Below are 15,907 nucleotides of genomic sequence, written 5' to 3' on the forward strand. Positions count from 1 at the left end.
GGAGACCGGCCGTCGGGCCGTCGGACCCATGGGGGAGAATGGACGGGTGAGTGGATACGACACCCCCGCAGATCCGACCTCGACGCCGGAGGGTTCGACCGAGCGCGTCGAGGACCCCCGCACCGCGCAGGAGCGCATCGCGGAGCTGACCGCGCAGATCGAGCAGGCGATCGAGGACTACTACATCCACGACGCGCCGACGATGGCCGACGCGCAGTACGACGTGCTCGAGCGCGAGCTCAAGGAGCTGGAGGCGCAGAACCCGCAGCTCGCGAAGGCGGACTCGCCCACCCAGACCGTGCACGGCGACGTCGCGGCGGGCTTCGCCCCCGTCGAGCACCTGGAGCGGATGCTGAGCCTGGACAACGCGTTCAGCCTCGAGGAGGTCGATGCCTGGGCGGTCCGCGCCGGCGAGGGCCTGGGGGCGGGGGCGGACGTCCAGTACCTGTGCGAGCTGAAGATCGACGGGCTCGCGATCGACCTGGTCTACGAGGACGGCGTGCTCACCCGCGGCGTCACCCGCGGCGACGGCCGCGTGGGCGAGGACGTCACGGCGAACGTGCGCACGATCGACAACGTGCCCGAGCGCCTGGACACCGAGAACCCGCCCGCGGTGCTCGAGGTGCGCGGCGAGGTCTTCTACCCGACGGCCGCGTTCGAGGAGCTCAACGAGCAGCGGCGCGAGGCCGGGCTGCCGGAGTTCGCGAACCCGAGGAACACCGCGGCGGGCTCCCTGCGCCAGAAGGATCCGAGCGTCACGGCCTCGCGCGATCTCGCCGTCTACGTCCACGGGATCGGTGTGCACGAGGGCGTCACCCTCGCCTCGCAGTCCGAGGTCTACGAGCAGCTGAAGGCCTGGGGACTGCCGACCTCGCCGCATTGGCGGGTGCTGGACGCGCTCGCCGACGTCCACGAGTTCATCGAGCACCACGGCGAGCACCGCCACGACGTCGAGCACGAGATCGACGGGATCGTGCTGAAGATCGACTCCTTCGCGCAGCAGCGCCGCCTGGGCTCCACCTCGCGCGCGCCCCGCTGGGCGATCGCCTTCAAGTACCCGCCCGAGGAGGTCACCACGAAGCTCCTGGACATTCAGGTCAACGTGGGACGGACCGGGCGCGTCACGCCCTTCGGCGTCATGGAGCCCGTGAAGGTCGCCGGGTCGACCGTGCAGATGGCGACGCTGCACAACCAGTTCGAGGTCGAGCGCAAGGGCGTGCTCATCGGCGACACCGTGGTGCTGCGCAAGGCGGGGGACGTGATCCCCGAGATCCTGGGACCGGTCGAGGCCCTGCGCGACGGCAGCGAGCGCGCATTCGTCATGCCCAAGGAGTGTCCCGCCTGCGGCACACCGATCGGTCCGATGAAGGAGGGTGACAAGGACTGGCGCTGCCCGAACGCGAAGTCGTGCCCCAGCCAGGTGACCGGCCGCATCGAGCACGCCGCCTCGCGCGGAGCCTTCGACATCGAGTCGCTCGGCGAGGAGAGCGCGATCGCGCTCACGGACCCGGACAAGCGGCGGGCCGAGGCGCTCGCCGCCCTGCGCGGAGGGCACGTGGTCTACCTGCCGATCCGCTCGGCCGAGGACGCCGAGCTCGAGAACTTCGTGGTCCTCAAGAACGGCCAGGAGGTCCAGGGGGCCGACGGCGTTCCGCTGCTGCGCATCACCGGCGAGGACGATCCGCTGCTGCCCGCGCTGCAGTCGCCCGTGGTGACGACCGGCGCGAACCTCTTCGACCTCACCGCCGAGGACCTGCGCGAGGTGTTCGTGTGGCAGCCCGAGCGGCGCGACGGCGAGGTGACCGGGGACTGGCGCGTGCAGCCGACGTTCTGGTCGCGGCCCACGTTCCGCCACTACAAGCGCGAGAACGCGTGGAAGCAGCAGAAGCCCTCGAGCGTCCTGAAGAACACGGAGCTGCTGGCCGACGAGCTCGAGAAGGCGAAGTCCCAGCCGCTGTGGCGGGTGCTGGTCGCCCTCTCGATCCGCCACGTGGGGCCGACGGCCGCGCGCTCGCTCGCGACCGCCTACGGGTCCATGGACGCGATCCGCGAGGCCGATCTGGCGCAGCTCACCGAGACCGACGGCGTGGGCGGCATCATCGCCGAGAGCGTCCACGAGTGGTTCGACGTGGACTGGCACCGGGAGCTCGTCGAGGCATGGGCGGCCTCCGGGGTGCGCATGGCCGACGACGTCGAGGAGGGCTTCGTGAAGACCCTCGAGGGGCTGACGGTCGTGGTCACCGGCGGTCTCGAGGACTTCACGCGGGACGGCGCGAAGGAGGCGATCATCTCCCGCGGCGGCAAGACCTCCGGATCCGTCTCGAAGAAGACGGACTTCGTGGTGGTGGGGGAGAACGCCGGGTCCAAGGAGGACAAGGCCCGCGACCTCGGGCTCACCATCCTCGACGAGGCGGGGTTCAAGGACCTGCTGGAGAACGGTCCGGCCGACGGTGGAGACTCCGACGGAGCGGACGACGACGCTCCCGAGGCAACGGCTGGCCGGGTCGAGTGACCCCGTGACCGTTCCCCCGCGGGCGCCGCGCCGTGTGCTCACCGCGGGTCCCCGGCACTCCCTCGGGATCCGGGAGGACGCCGCCGTGGTCGCGGCGGGACGCGATCCCTCGGGCGCGCACCGGGTGGAGGGCTGGACGCATATCGTCTCGGTCGCCGCAGGGTCCGTGCACGTTGCCGCGAACACCGGTCGCTCCCACTCGGTGGGGCTCCGCGCGGACGGCACGGTCACGGCCCGCGGATGGAACGCGCACGGCCAGTGCGAGGTCGCCGGATGGGCCGGGGTCGTGGCGATCGCCGCGGGCTGGCGCCGCACCATCGGCGTGCGCGAGGACGGCACCGTGCTCGCCGTCGGTCGACGGGACGAGGGTGCCTGCGACGTCGGCGACTGGCGCGGGATGCGCGATGCGGCCTGCGGCGACTGGCACACGGTGGGCCTCGCGGCCGACGGCACCGCGCGAGCGACCGGCAACAACGCGCGGGGGCAGTGCGCGGTCGACGGATGGACCGACCTGGTCGCCGTCGCCGCCGGGCACCTGCACACCGTGGGCCTGACCTCGCACGGGCGCGTGCTGATCGCCGGGGACAGGGGCGACGGCAGGGATGCCGTCACCACCTGGAGCGGCATCACCGCGATCTCCTCGGGCAGCCACCACGTGCTGGGCCTGCGGGCCGATGGGCGCGTCCTCGTCGCCGGCGACAGCACTCCGGGGCGCCGCGAGATCGGTGCGTGGATGGATGTCGTCGCGCTCGTCGCCGGGCCGCAGCACTCCCTGGCGCTGCGCTCCGACGGGCGGGTGCTCGCCGCGGGGGATGATGCATGGGGACAGACGGACATCGGCTGCTGGCAGCTCTCGCGACGCATCGGTCCTGGTGCGACGACGGGCTCGCCAGACCCGATGCCCGCAGCGCGCGGGGGCGACTCCGCTCAGCCCAGCCCTCGCTGACCCGACCAGCGCGCCGCCGCTTCGCGGGCGCCGGCCTCGATCAGGGCGCCGATCTCCGGCGTCTCGGGCACAGCGAAGGACACGTAGCCGCCGCGACCTCCCTCGACCGGCCGACCGTAGGCCTTCGCCGCGAGCGTCGAGTCCGGGAGCAGGCGCACGGTGATGCTCGTGAGGCGGAACTCCTGGTCCCGCCGGATGTCGGTCCACTGCAGGCTCTCGGGCACGGCGATGTTGATCGCGAGTGCGCTGACCTCGACGGACCGTTCCTCGAGCTCCTCGCCGCCGGCTCTGCTGTGATCCGCATGCTGATGCTCGTTCATCCCGATCCCTTCCTGGTGTCACGACTGCTCGGAGACCAGCAGTTCATTGATGCCTGCTGGCACAGACTTGAGCGCTGCGGGACCTACGAATGGGCTCCGATGGTCACGCCTTCTGCTCGACCTCGAGGCGTTCGAGGATCCACGAGCGCACAAGCGTGGAGGGCGGAAGGTGGCGTGCGGCAGCGATGCGCTGGACCTCTTCCTGCTCCTCGGCGCTCAGCCTCACCGAGTACACCTTCGATCGGAGCCCGCGCTCGACCTGGGGTGTCGTGGCATCCGGATAGGGATCGTCGCGGGTGGTCTCTGACTCTTCGCGCAGCGCTCGCTCGAGGTCAGGGGGAAGGTTCTTCGTCATCGTCAACCGCCTCATACAGATCTAGATCGTGCCCCGTCGCGGGCCACGCATTGATCCCGTGGACGCGACCTTCGTCATCCAGGTATGCGATCACGACCAGCGTGCGATGGGCACTGCGCGACCAGCCGATGAATCGGCTCGCGCCGATCCGCGACTTCGGATCGCGGATCAGGACCGCACACCGCGGATCCTGGAGCGCCTCCTCGCACCAGCGCGGCTCGACGTCCATCGCACCCGCATAGCGGGAGGATCGTGAGCGGATGTAGTCCGCGGACTCGTCGCTCCAGGTCAGGATTCCGTCGTGTGCCATCGTAGCGCCGGTCGTACGTTGTAGTACATCCCCACCTCACGCCTCCTGCGCGAGGGCCAGCGGCAGCACCGGCCCGGAGCCGGCGCGGCGCAGCAGACGGGCGGCGATCGTCATCGTCCAGCGGGTGTCCACGATGTCGTCGACGAGCAGGATCGGCGCTCCGTCCAGCGCGTCGAGCCCCTGCTGGAGTTCGGGTGTGATGACGAAGCGGTCCCAGAGGGCGGCGACGCGGAAGGCGCTGTTGCGGGCGCCGCTGAGGGGAGCGGCATCGGAGGACAGTCCGAGCGCACCGAGGTCCTGCAGGCGGCCGATGGACGCGATCCCCGCGGCGAGCGAGGACACGAGCTGGGGTCGGGTGGTCGAGGGGATCGCGATGACGCCCACGGGGCGCTGCTGCCAGTCCCAGTCCTTGAGCACCTCGATGATCCGCGAGCCGATGTTCTGGGGGACGGCGGCATCGACGGGGCGGCCGTCCTCGTCGCTGCGCAGCAGGCTGCGCAGGGGGACCGCCCAGCCCAGGTCGGACATGCGGGCGATCACGCGCCCCTCCTCGCAGCGCTCGCCCTCGGGGATCTTGCCCTTGGGGGCGGCGCCCTGCAGGCCCCGCATGTGCAGCTGGTCGAGCCCCTGGGGCCACTGCTTGCGCGGCTCGACGGGCACGCCCACGCGGTCCAGGAGGGCGGAGACCTGCGCATCGGCGGCGTCCGCCGGGGCATCGGCCGACGGGAACCACACACCCGCGCAGACATCGCAGCGCCCGCAGGGCTCCGCGGTCGTGTCGTCGAGCTGACGGGCGAGGAACACCATGCGGCACTGCGCGGGGTCTGAGGCGACGACGTCCGGTCCCGCGCCGTCTGCACCCAGGCGCTCGTAGGCGAGCATCGCCTGCTGCTCCTCGCGGCGGGTGCGGGCCACGTTCTCGTAGCGGTCGGCGTCGTACTCCCAGGGCCGGCCAGTCGAGACCCAGCCGCCCTTGACCGCCTCCACGGCGCCGTCGACCGCGAGGACCTTCAGCAGCAGCTCGAGGGCCGCCCGGCGCACGTCCACGCGCGCCTCGATCGCCGCGGTGCTGAGCGGGGAACCGGCCTCGGCCAGGGCGGTGAGGACCTGGGAGGCGGAGTCCTGCGAGGGCATCGAGGCAGTCGCGAAGTACTCCCAGATGGCCCGGTCCTCGCGGCCGGGCAGCAGCAGGACGTCGGCGCTGTCGGTGGCGCGGCCGGCACGGCCCACCTGCTGGTAGTAGGCGACGGGGGAGCTCGGGGCGCCGAGGTGGATGACGAAGCCGAGGTCCGGCTTGTCGAAGCCCATGCCGAGCGCGCTGGTCGCGGCGAGCGCCTTGATCCGGTTGTCCTTGAGGTCCGCCTCGAGCTGCGCGCGGTCCTCCGCGTCGGTGCGGCCGGTGTACGCGCGTACCGGCCGTTCGGAGGTGTTCAGCAGGGCGGCGAGATCCTCGGCCGCGGGGACCGTGAGCGTGTAGATGATGCCCGAGCCCTCGAAGGAGTCGAGGTGGCGCACCAGGTAGTCCAGGCGTGCCCGGTCGTCGGGCAGGGAGAGGGAGCCCAGTCGCAGCGAGTCGCGGGTCAGCGGACCGCGCAGCGTGAGCACGCTCGTCGTCCCATCGGTCGGCCCCGGCACCCCCGGCTCTCCGGAGCTGCCCTGCGCCGTGACATCCAGCTGCTCCTCGACGTCGGCGACCACGCGGGAGTTGGCGGTCGCGGTGGTGGCGAGCACGGGCACCTGGGGGCCCAGCTGGGCGACGAGGTCGCGCAGACGCCGGTAGTCGGGACGGAAGTCGTGGCCCCAGTCCGAGATGCAGTGCGCCTCGTCGATCACCAGGAGGCCGCAGCGCTCGATCAGGCGGGGGAGCTGCTCATCGCGGAAGCGGGGGTTGACCAGGCGCTCGGGAGAGACCAGGAGCACGTCGATCTCGTCGGCCGCGAGGGACTGCTCGATCTGCGTCCAGGCCGTCGGGTTCGCCGAGCTGATCGCCTCGGCGCGCACGCCCGCGCGGGCGGCCGCGGCGACCTGGTCGCGCATGAGGGCGATGAGGGGGGAGACGATGAGGGCGGGTCCGGCGCCGCGACGACGCTGCAGCAGGGCCGCGAGGAAGTAGACCGCCGACTTCCCCCACCCGGTGCGCTGGACGACGAGCGCTCGGCGATGCTCGTCCACGAGGGCGGCGATCGCCTCGAACTGGCCGGGATGGAAGGCGGCGTCGCCCCTGCCGGTGAGGTCGCGCAGGGCCTCGACGGCCTCGGCATGCAGCTGCGGATGGGTCTCTGCGGCGCTCGCGGTCATGGGCGCCAGTGTGTCATCGGGCCATGACATCCCGATGGGAGGGGCGGGCCGATGTGGAGGGAACGAGCATGGGGAGGATCGGTGCAGGGCGGGTCGAGCGGCACCTCACTCCTCGCGGTGCATGCGGTCCGAGGTGCTCTCGCCCTCGCGCAGCGGGTCCTCCTTCGTGGCCAGGGCCTTGCGCATCCGCGCCTCAAGGATCTGGGCCTCGCGGATCGCGGGGTTGTCGGACAGCTCCTCGCCATCCTCCGGGTCATGGGCGTGGTAGTCGATGTGGGGGTCGACGGACATGCGATCACCTTCAGCGCTGAAGAGGTATCGGGCTCTCGGGGGCGAGATGCACGATCCTACGCACACGGCCGCCGCCGCGCCCGTCGTCGCCTCCCCACTACGATCGAGCGGTGGCCAGGAAGAGTGCGAAGAACAGATCCTCCAAGAACTCCTCGACGGCGGGCGCGCGTCCGAAGCCGCTTGGTCCGACGGCGCTCGTCGAGACCCTGATGGGCGGGTGGCGCCCGCTCTCGCGGCTCGACGTCGACGGCTTCGCCCTCCTGCGATCTCGGGGCGTCACCCGGCGCGCGAACAGCATCGTCCCCGTCGATCCGCCGACGGACCCGGAGGCGCTCGACGCGGCACTCGACCGCGTCACCGGCTTGGCCGGCGCGTCCGAGGAGCCCCTCCTGTTCCGCGTCTATCCCAAGAACGGCCACGCCGCGGTCGACGAGTCGCTCGCGCGGCGCGGTCTCGCGGTCGAGGCGTCCTGCGAGATCCTCGAACTGCCGCTCGGTCCGAGGACTCCGGCGCCCGACCCCCGGGCGACGATCAGCACCGGGCCGCTGCCCGAGGACTGGTTCGCCGCATCCTGGGGCCTGTCACCGCGTGAGGGCGAGGGGGCCTGCGAGACCCTGCACGACATCCTCGCCGGGACCCCCGCTGTGCACGTCGCCATTGCGGGCGAGGGGGCGGGAGCGCCGGCCGACGGGAAGACTCCGGCGGCCGTGGGCCGTGCGGCCCTCGTCGACCACGGCCGCACCCGCTCCGCCGTGCTCAACCAGATCGCCACCGATCCCGAGCACCGACGTGAGGGTCTCGGCACCGCTGTGGTGCGCACCCTGCTCGCCGCCTCGCAGGTGCAGGGCGCCGAGCGCGCACTGCTCGAGGTCGAGACGGACAATCCTGCGGCGCTCGCCCTGTATAGAAAGCTCGGCTTCCGGCGCATCGGCACCTACCACTACCGCGTCGGGGACTGAGCCAATGCGGCGCTCGCCGTGTGCGCGCCGGTCCACCCACCCCGCGATCGCCTCTAGGATGGATGGCATGCCAGCGATCGGACGAGAAGACGTCGCACGCCTCGCCGACCTCGCACGGATCCAGCTCACTGATGACGAGATCACCCGCTACGCGGGCGAGTTCGACGCCATCATGGACGCTGTCGCATCCGTCTCCGAGGTCGCCACGGAGGACGTGCCCGCGACCAGCCACCCCATCCCCATGACGAACGTGTTCCGCGAGGACGTCGTCACCGCGACCCTCACCCAGGAGGAGGCGCTCTCCGGCGCCCCCGAGGCGGAGGACGGTCGTTTCGAGGTCCCGCAGATCCTGGGGGAGGAGTGAGCATGAGCAGCACCGAGAACCACCCGAGCGCGGATCCCACGCGCCTCTCCGCCGCGGCGCAGGCCCAGGGCCTCGCCGCCGGCGACTTCTCCTCCGAGGAGCTCACCCGCGCCCACCTCGACCGCATCGCGGCCGTGGACGGCGACCTCAACGCCTTCCTGCACGTGAGCGAGGACGCGGCCCTCGAGGTCGCGCGCGACGTGGATGAGCGTCGCGCGGCGGGCGAGCAGCTGCACGCGCTCGCCGGCGTGCCGATCGCCGTCAAGGACGTCGTGGTCACCAAGGGCACGCCCACCACGGCCGCCTCGAAGATCCTCGAGGGCTGGGTGCCCCCGTACGACGCGACGCTCGTGGAGAAGCTGCGCGCGGCGCGACTGCCGATCCTGGGCAAGACCAACATGGACGAGTTCGCCATGGGGTCCTCGACCGAGAACAGCGCCTTCGGGCCGACGCGCAACCCCTGGGACCGCGAGCGCATCCCGGGCGGCTCGGGCGGCGGCAGCGCCGCGGCCGTCGGCGCCTACGAGGCGCCGCTCGCGATCGGCACCGACACCGGCGGCTCGATCCGCCAGCCCGCGTCGGTCACCGGGACCGTCGGCGTGAAGCCGACCTACGGCTCCGTCTCCCGGTACGGGCTGATCGCGATGGCGAGCTCGCTCGACCAGGCCGGGCCCGTGACCCGCACCGTCGAGGACGCCGCGCTGCTGCACGAGCTCATCGCCGGGCACGACGCGCGCGACTCGACCTCGCTCCCCGAGGCCGTCCCCGCCTTCGGCGAGGCCGCGCGCCGCAAGGACGTGAAGGGCCTGCGCGTGGGCGTCATCGAGCAGCTCGAGGGCGACGGCTTCGCCCCCGAGGTCCGGGCCCGCTTCGAGGAGTCCCTCGCGGCCCTCGAGCAGGCCGGCGCGGAGATCGTCCGCGTCTCCTGCCCGAACTTCGAGTACGCGCTCGGCGCGTACTACCTGATCATGCCGTCGGAGGCGTCCTCGAACCTCGCGAAGTTCGACGGCATGCGCTACGGGCTGCGCGTGGTCCCCGAGGACCATCCGACGGCCGAGTCGGTCATGAAGGCCAGCCGCGGCGCCGGCTTCGGCGACGAGGTCAAGCGCCGCATCCTGCTGGGCACCTACGCGCTCTCGGCGGGCTACTACGACGCCTACTACGGCAGCGCCCAGAAGGTCCGCACGCTCGTGCAGCGCGACTTCGCCGGCGCCTTCGAGCAGGTCGACGTGCTCGCCTCGCCGACCTCGCCCACCGTCGCCTTCCGCCTCGGCGAGAAGACCGACGACCCGCTGGCGATGTACATGAACGACATCGCCACGATCCCCGCGAACCTCGCGGGCGTGCCCGGGCTGTCCCTGCCCAGCGGGCTCGCGGAGGACGGGCTGCCCGCGGGCATCCAGTTCCTCGCCCCCGCGCGGGCCGACGAGCGCCTGTACCGGGTGGGCGGCACCCTCGAGGCGCTGCTCGAGGACTCCTGGGGCGGCCCCCTGCTGGACCGCGCCCCCGCGCTGACCGGCGCGCAGTCCGGCGCTCAGACCGGAGAGGTGAAGTGATGACGACCATCGATACCGACCTCGTCGACTTCGAGGACGCGACCGACCGCTACGACCCGGTGCTGGGCATCGAGGTGCACGTGGAACTGGGCACCGCGACCAAGATGTTCGACGGTGCGCCGAACATCTTCGCGGCCGAGCCGAACACTGCGATCACCCCGGTGAGCCTGGGCCTGCCCGGCACGCTGCCCGTGGTCAACGAGAAGGCCGTCGAGTACGCGATCAGGATCGGGCTCGCGCTGAACTGCGAGATCGCCGAGTCCTGCCGCTTCGCCCGCAAGCAGTACTTCTACCCGGACCTCACGAAGAACTTCCAGACCTCCCAGTACGACGAGCCGATCGCGCACGACGGCTGGGTGGACGTGGAGCTCGAGGACGGCGAGATCGTGCGCGTCGAGATCGAGCGCGCCCACATGGAGGAGGACGCCGGCAAGTCCACGCACGTGGGCGGCACCGGCCGCATCCAGGGCGCGACCCACTCGCTCGTGGACTACAACCGCGCCGGCGTGCCGCTCGTGGAGATCGTGACCCGTCCGATCCCGAACGTCGGCAAGCGGGCACCCGAGGTGGCCGCCGCCTACGTGCGGACCCTGCGGGACATCTTCCGCGCCCTCGACGTCTCCGAGGCGCGCATGGAGCGCGGCAACGTGCGGGCCGACGTGAACGTCTCGCTGCGAGCGTCGGCCGATGCGCCGCTGGGCACGCGCACCGAGACGAAGAACGTGAACTCGTTCCGCTCGATCGACCGCACCGTGCGCTACGAGATCTCCCGACAGGCGGGGATCCTCGACGCCGGCGGGTCGGTGATCCAGGAGACCCGTCACTTCCACGAGGAGGACGGGCACACGAGCGCCGGGCGCGTGAAGTCCGACGCCGAGGACTACCGCTACTTCCCCGAGCCCGACCTGGTGCCCGTCGCGCCGAGTCGCGAGTGGGTCGAGGAGCTGCGGGCGAACCTCCCCGAGCTGCCGGCGGCGCGCCGCCGTCGTCTGCGCGAGGAGTGGGGCTTCAGCGATCTCGAGATGCGCGACGTCATCAACGCCGGCGCCCTCGACGTCATCGAGGCGACCGTGGTTGCGGGCACGAGCGCCCAGTCCGCCCGCAAGTGGTGGATGGGCGAGCTCGCTCGCACCGCCGGCGAGCAGGGCGTCGAGCTCGAGGAGCTCACGGCCACCCCGACGCAGGTCGCCGAGCTCCAGAAGCTCATCGACGACAAGAAGATCAACGACAAGATCGCCCGCCAGGTGCTCGGCAAGGTGCTCGCCGGCGAGGGCGATCCCTCCGCGATCGTCGAGAAGGAGGGCCTCGCGGTCGTCTCCGACGACTCGGTGCTCACCGGCGCCGTCGAGCAGGCGATCGCCGACAACCCGGACGTGGTCGCCAAGATCCAGGGCGGCAAGGTCCAGGCGATCGGCGCCCTGATCGGCCCCATCATGAAGGCCACCCGCGGTCAGGCGGACGCCGGCCGCGTGCGCGAGATCATCATGGAGAAGCTGGGCGTCCAGGGCTGACCGGCCCCGCACGCAGCTCATCGCAGGAGCGCCGCACCCCTCGTCGGGTGCGGCGCTCCTGTGCTCGGGGCAGGTGGACGGCACCCCTGGCGGCCGGTGGGGTCATAGGGCGTCGGAGTTACCCATTCTTGGTATCTTTGGTTCATGGCTCAGAACACGTCGATCAGCCTTGATGACCACTTCACCGGGTTCCTCGCTGCGCAGGTCGCCTCGGGCCGCTACCGGTCCTCCAGCGAGGTGATCCGTGCCGGACTGCGCCTCCTCGAGGACCGGGAGACGCAGTTGACGGCTTTGCGCGAAGCTCTCATCGCCGGCGAGGAGAGCGGCGAGGCCCAGCCTTTCGACTTCGACGCCTTCATCGCGTCGAAGCAGGCATGAGCCGCTTCCGCCTCACCCCGGCGGCGCAGAGGGATCTCTCCGAGATCTGGGACTTCACGGAGAGCCGCTGGGACGCCTCGCAGGTGGAGTCCTACCTCCGCGACATCCTGAACGCCATCGAGCGTGCTGCTGCAGACCCAGATCGGGGCCGTCCCGTCGACGAGATCCGTCAGGGGTACCGCCGATACGCGACCGGAGGCCATCTCGTCTTCTTCGTTCGGCGAGGAGATCGCATCGACGTGATCCGCATCCTGCACCAGCGGATGGATCCGTCGCGGCACCTGTGAGGGCGGGACTGCGGCCGTCGGAGAACGCGCGAGTCCGATGTCGGCCGGAGTACCGCTGCCTCGAGGCACTGATGTCGGCCCGGGGGAGTAGCGTCGCGACATGGACTACAACGACGTACCCATGGAGGAATGCCTGCGCGGCGGCGAGGGGGAGATGCTCCTGTTCGCCCTGGACCGCGTGCATCGCCAGTTCGCCTGGAAGTCCGGCGGGCTCACGCAGGAGCAGCTGGGCATGCGCCACCCGCCCTCGGGGGTGACGGTCGCCGGCACGATGATCCACCTCGCGAAGGTCGAGGAGATGTGGACCGCCTCGGCTGCCGGCCGCGACCCCGGACCGCCCACCACCGGGCCCGGGGCATGGACGGCATACGACGCGGAATGGACCCGAGCCCCCGAGGCGAGACCCGAGGAGCTCTACGACGTCTGGTACGGCACGATCGCCCGCTGCCGCCAGGAATGGAGCGAGCTGGTCCGGGACGGTGGGCTCGACGAGCTCGTCCAGGACGAGCCGGAGTACCGGGTGAGCCGGCGCCGGCGGCTCGTGGACATCCTCGAGGAGAACCTCCTGCACACCGGGCAGACCTCCATCATCCGCGAAGCGATCGACGGGCTCGTCGGCAACGACCCGCCGTGAGCGCCCGCCCGACCTGTCGAGAAAGTCCGCCCAGCTCTCGACCAGACACCATGAATATCCGCTCTGCCTGCGGTTTCGTCTCGCCTGGCGAGCGACGCCGGGCAACTGTCGGCTATCTCATCCGGCTCGAGATCCTGCTTGCGCAGTCTCGCTCGAGCGCGCTTAGGGTAGGCAACCCTCAACGACCGTGGGGCGCCCTTCCGCCCCACCGGCAGGAAGGTTCCGACCCCATGTCCCAGCTGCTCCCGCAGACCTCTGCGCCCGAGCTCCCGGCGCCCGCCGGCACCACCGCGCACTCCGCAGCGTCGACGACCGCGCTGCTCAACGGCTCCTCCGCCGATGCCTACGCCGAGCTCCTCCACGAGGTGGTCGACACGATCGCCGGACGCTTCCGCTCCGTCGACGCGCCCTCCGTCGGCCCTGATCGATCCTCCCTCGAGCGCCTGGTCGAGGTCGTCGACCTCGACGGCTCGGGCATCGGCGATCGCGCGGCCCTGGCGGAGGCCGACGCGCTGTACGCGAAGAACGCCGTCTGGTTCCACCACCCCTCGTACCTCGCGCACCTGAACTGCCCGGTGGCGCTCCCGGCGGTCGCGGCCGAGGCGATGCTCGCCGCCGTCAACACGTCCGTGGACACCTTCGACCAGTCCCTCGTCGCGACCCACATGGAGCGGCGCCTCGTGCGCTGGGCCGCGGGCCTCGCCGGATTCGCGAGCGGGGACGGCGTGTTCACCTCGGGCGGCACCCAGTCCAACCTGCAGGCGCTCTTCCTCGCCCGCGAGCGGGCGCTGCGCGAGGACCCGCATGATCGGACCGACGCGCTGCCGCGACTGCGCGTGCTCACCACCGCCGCCAGCCACTTCTCCGTCGCCCGCTCCGCGCACCTGCTGGGGCTCTCCGCGGACTCCGTCGTGACGGTCGATTCCGACGCCGATGGCCGCATGAACCCCGCTGACCTGCACGATCGTCTGGCAGCGCTCGAGGCGGCGGGGGAGCGGCCGATGGCCGTCGCCGTCACGGCCGGCACCACCGACCGCGGGATCATCGACCCGCTGCCCGCGATCGCCGAGGCCTGCGAGGACGCCGGGGTCTGGCTGCACGTGGACGCCGCCTACGGAGGCGGGCTGCTCGTCTCGGCGCGCCGCCGGCACCTGCTCACGGGCATCGAGCGCGCGGACTCCGTGACGATCGACTTCCACAAGACCTTCTTCCAGCCCGTGTCCTCGAGCGCGATCCTCGTGCGCGACCCCGCTGATCTGCGCGCCGCGGCCTGGCACGCGGATTACCTGAACCCCGCGGCGGAGGCGGCGTCGGCCGAGGCAGAGCCCAACCAGGTCGACAAGTCCCTGCAGACCACCCGCCGCTTCGACGCCCTCAAGCTCTGGACCACCCTGCGCTCTCTCGGTGCCGCGCGACTCGGCGAGATGGTCGACGCCGTCTGCGACCTCGCCCTCGAGGTCCGCGATCTGCTGCGGGCCGACCGCGACTTCACCGTGCTGGGCACGAGCGACCTCAGCACCGTGCTGTTCCGCTTCCAGCCCGCGGGCGTGGACGACCGCACGGCCGACGGGCATGTCGCCCTGATCCGACGCATCCTCTTCCAGTCCGGCCGCGCGATGGTCGCCCGCACCACGATCGACGGCTCCCCGTGGCTCAAGCTCACCCTGCTGAACCCCGAGGCCACGCTGACGGACGTCGCCGCCGTGCTCGACCTGGTGCGCGCGACCGGCCGCGGCCTTCTCGCCGGCAGCCGCCTCGCGGCCGAGGGGAGCGCGCGATGAGCTCCCAGCAGACCACAGCGCCCGTCGGCGCCCCCGTCGGCGCCCCCGTCCACGACCTCGTGGGGATCGGTATCGGTCCGTTCGGCCTCGGCATGGCCGCGCTCAGCGAGCCGCTCGAGGACGTCGACGCGATCTTCCTGGACCAGGCGCAGGGCTTCTCCTGGCACCCCGGGATGATGCTCGAGGGCGCCACCATCCAGGTGCCCTTCCTCGCGGACCTCGTGACGATGGCCGACCCCACCTCCCGCTTCTCCTTCCTGCAGTTCCTCAAGGAGACCGGCAGGCTCTACCCCTTCTACATCCGCGAGTCCTTCTACCCGCTGCGCTCCGAGTACGACCGCTACTGCCGCTGGGTCGCCGAGCAGCTCGACACGCTGCGCTGGCGCCGACGCGTCCGCTCGGTCGAGGAGGAGGGCGAGCACCTGCTCGTGACGGCCGACGTGCTCGACGCCGACGGCGCGGTCGTGGGCACCGAGCAGCACCGCGGGCGGCACGTCGTCCTCGCCGTCGGCACCCGGCCCGTGCTGCCGCCCGCCCTCGCCGGCCTCGCCGAGGCGGGGGAGCACGGGCCGGCGACGGACGATGCGGCGTCCGAGTCGTCGGCCACCCCGGTGATCCACAGCTCGCAGTACCTGCCTGCGCGCGAGCAGCTGCTGGACGCCGGATCCGTGACGATCGTGGGCAGCGGCCAGAGCGCCGCGGAGATCTACCGCGACCTCCTCGAGGATGCCGCCGCGCGCGGCACGCGCGTGGACTGGGTGACCCGCTCGCCCCGGTTCTTCCCGATGGAGTACACGAAGCTCACCCTCGAGATGACCTCGCCGGAGTACACGGACCTGTTCCGCTCCCTGCCCGAGGAGCGGCGCGAGAGCCTGGGGCGCGAGCAGCGGACCCTGTACAAGGGCATCAGCGGCGACCTGGTCGACGACATCCACGACCTGCTCTACCGGCTCAGCCAGGGCGGCGCCGAGGTCCCCACCATGCTGCTCACCGACACCGCCGTGACCGCCGCGCGCCACGACGCGGAGACCGGCGAGCACGTGCTCACCCTCGAGCACGGCGAGCTAGGCACCCGGCGCGAGCACCGCACCCGCGCCGTGGTCGCCGCCACCGGGTACCGCTCGAGCGCGCCCGCGCTCCTCGCGCCCCTGGGAGAGAGGATCCGCCGCGACTCCCGCGGCCGGCTCGACGTCTCCCGCGACTACACGATCGACGACCAGCAGCGGATCCACGTGCTCAACGCCGAGGAGCACACCCACGGCGTCACCGCCCCCGACCTCGGCTTCGGCGCCTGGCGCGCCTCCGTGGTGCTCGATGCGATCACCGGCCGCGAGCCCTACCCGATCGAGCGCCGCATCGCCTTCCAGACCTTCGGCCTCCCCGCCGACGACGCCTGACCCACCAG

At 71.7% G+C, this 15,907-nt stretch carries 16 protein-coding genes; 11 read left to right on the forward strand and 5 right to left on the reverse strand.

What is annotated here, in order from left to right; translation table 11 throughout:
- Positions 1-28: 28 nt before the first annotated feature.
- Together ligA and FHG10_RS07460 are read left to right on the forward strand one after the other, a co-directional pair.
- Complete coding sequence (gene ligA / locus FHG10_RS07455) at positions 29-2,512, forward strand: NAD-dependent DNA ligase LigA (RefSeq protein ID WP_152352715.1); 2,484 nt, start codon at positions 29-31, stop codon at positions 2,510-2,512.
- Positions 2,513-2,516: 4 nt separating this feature from the next.
- A complete protein-coding gene (locus FHG10_RS07460) occupies positions 2,517-3,458 on the forward strand; it encodes an RCC1 domain-containing protein (RefSeq protein WP_152352716.1) in 942 nt (313 codons plus the stop codon).
- On the opposite strand, the gene FHG10_RS07465 is transcribed toward FHG10_RS07460, so the two are convergent.
- The 5 genes from FHG10_RS07465 to FHG10_RS07485 form a co-directional block, all read right to left on the reverse strand.
- Positions 3,440-3,778, reverse strand: a complete 339-nt coding sequence (locus FHG10_RS07465) for a hypothetical protein (RefSeq protein WP_227488107.1) — start codon at positions 3,776-3,778, stop codon at positions 3,440-3,442. The two genes, FHG10_RS07460 and FHG10_RS07465, sit on opposite strands and share 19 nt — an antisense overlap.
- A 103-nt stretch (positions 3,779-3,881) precedes the next feature.
- Positions 3,882-4,133: a CopG family transcriptional regulator gene (locus FHG10_RS07470; RefSeq protein ID WP_152352717.1), complete on the reverse strand. Its 252-nt coding sequence runs from the start codon at positions 4,131-4,133 to the stop codon at positions 3,882-3,884.
- Positions 4,111-4,443, reverse strand: a complete 333-nt coding sequence (locus tag FHG10_RS07475) for a hypothetical protein (protein WP_152352718.1) — start codon at positions 4,441-4,443, stop codon at positions 4,111-4,113. Before FHG10_RS07475 ends, FHG10_RS07470 begins: the two co-directional genes overlap by 23 nt.
- A 36-nt stretch (positions 4,444-4,479) precedes the next feature.
- Entirely contained in the window at positions 4,480-6,741 is a 2,262-nt protein-coding gene (locus tag FHG10_RS07480) for a RecQ family ATP-dependent DNA helicase (protein ID WP_152352719.1), read from the reverse strand.
- Positions 6,742-6,846: 105 nt separating this feature from the next.
- Positions 6,847-7,032, reverse strand: coding sequence for a hypothetical protein (locus FHG10_RS07485; protein WP_152352720.1), 186 nt, complete (start codon positions 7,030-7,032; stop codon positions 6,847-6,849).
- 110 nt (positions 7,033-7,142) lie between these two features.
- Here FHG10_RS07485 and FHG10_RS07490 point away from each other — a divergent pair, with 110 nt between their 5' ends.
- The 9 genes from FHG10_RS07490 to FHG10_RS07530 all read left to right on the forward strand — a co-directional run bounded on the left by FHG10_RS07490 (position 7,143) and on the right by FHG10_RS07530 (position 15,899).
- Entirely contained in the window at positions 7,143-7,991 is an 849-nt protein-coding gene (locus FHG10_RS07490; RefSeq protein ID WP_152352721.1) for a GNAT family N-acetyltransferase, read from the forward strand.
- A gap of 67 nt (positions 7,992-8,058) precedes the next feature.
- On the forward strand, positions 8,059-8,355 hold the full coding sequence (gene gatC / locus FHG10_RS07495) for an Asp-tRNA(Asn)/Glu-tRNA(Gln) amidotransferase subunit GatC (RefSeq protein ID WP_152352722.1): 297 nt from the start codon (positions 8,059-8,061) through the stop codon (positions 8,353-8,355).
- A 2-nt stretch (positions 8,356-8,357) separates the two neighbouring features.
- Positions 8,358-9,911 (forward strand): Asp-tRNA(Asn)/Glu-tRNA(Gln) amidotransferase subunit GatA, encoded by a 1,554-nt coding sequence (gene gatA / locus FHG10_RS07500; protein WP_152352723.1) that lies wholly within the window; start codon positions 8,358-8,360, stop codon positions 9,909-9,911.
- A complete protein-coding gene (gatB, locus tag FHG10_RS07505) occupies positions 9,911-11,422 on the forward strand; it encodes an Asp-tRNA(Asn)/Glu-tRNA(Gln) amidotransferase subunit GatB (RefSeq protein WP_152352724.1) in 1,512 nt (503 codons plus the stop codon). The genes gatA and gatB overlap by 1 nt, the downstream gene beginning before the upstream one ends.
- Before the next feature lie 144 nt (positions 11,423-11,566).
- Complete coding sequence (locus tag FHG10_RS07510; RefSeq protein WP_152352725.1) at positions 11,567-11,800, forward strand: type II toxin-antitoxin system ParD family antitoxin; 234 nt, start codon at positions 11,567-11,569, stop codon at positions 11,798-11,800.
- Complete coding sequence (locus tag FHG10_RS07515) at positions 11,797-12,087, forward strand: type II toxin-antitoxin system RelE/ParE family toxin (RefSeq protein ID WP_152352726.1); 291 nt, start codon at positions 11,797-11,799, stop codon at positions 12,085-12,087. The genes FHG10_RS07510 and FHG10_RS07515 overlap by 4 nt, the downstream gene beginning before the upstream one ends.
- A gap of 100 nt (positions 12,088-12,187) precedes the next feature.
- The gene (locus FHG10_RS07520) at positions 12,188-12,721 is read left to right on the forward strand and encodes a mycothiol transferase (RefSeq protein ID WP_152352727.1); all 534 of its coding nucleotides are present in this window, start codon (positions 12,188-12,190) and stop codon (positions 12,719-12,721) included.
- 230 nt (positions 12,722-12,951) lie between these two features.
- Positions 12,952-14,502, forward strand: coding sequence for a pyridoxal phosphate-dependent decarboxylase family protein (locus FHG10_RS07525; RefSeq protein WP_152352728.1), 1,551 nt, complete (start codon positions 12,952-12,954; stop codon positions 14,500-14,502).
- The gene (locus tag FHG10_RS07530; RefSeq protein ID WP_152352729.1) at positions 14,499-15,899 is read left to right on the forward strand and encodes a lysine N(6)-hydroxylase/L-ornithine N(5)-oxygenase family protein; all 1,401 of its coding nucleotides are present in this window, start codon (positions 14,499-14,501) and stop codon (positions 15,897-15,899) included. Before FHG10_RS07525 ends, FHG10_RS07530 begins: the two co-directional genes overlap by 4 nt.
- Positions 15,900-15,907 lie beyond the last annotated feature (8 nt).

Source organism: Brachybacterium subflavum (assembly GCF_009299795.1).
Classification (GTDB): Bacteria; Actinomycetota; Actinomycetes; order Actinomycetales; family Dermabacteraceae; genus Brachybacterium; species Brachybacterium subflavum.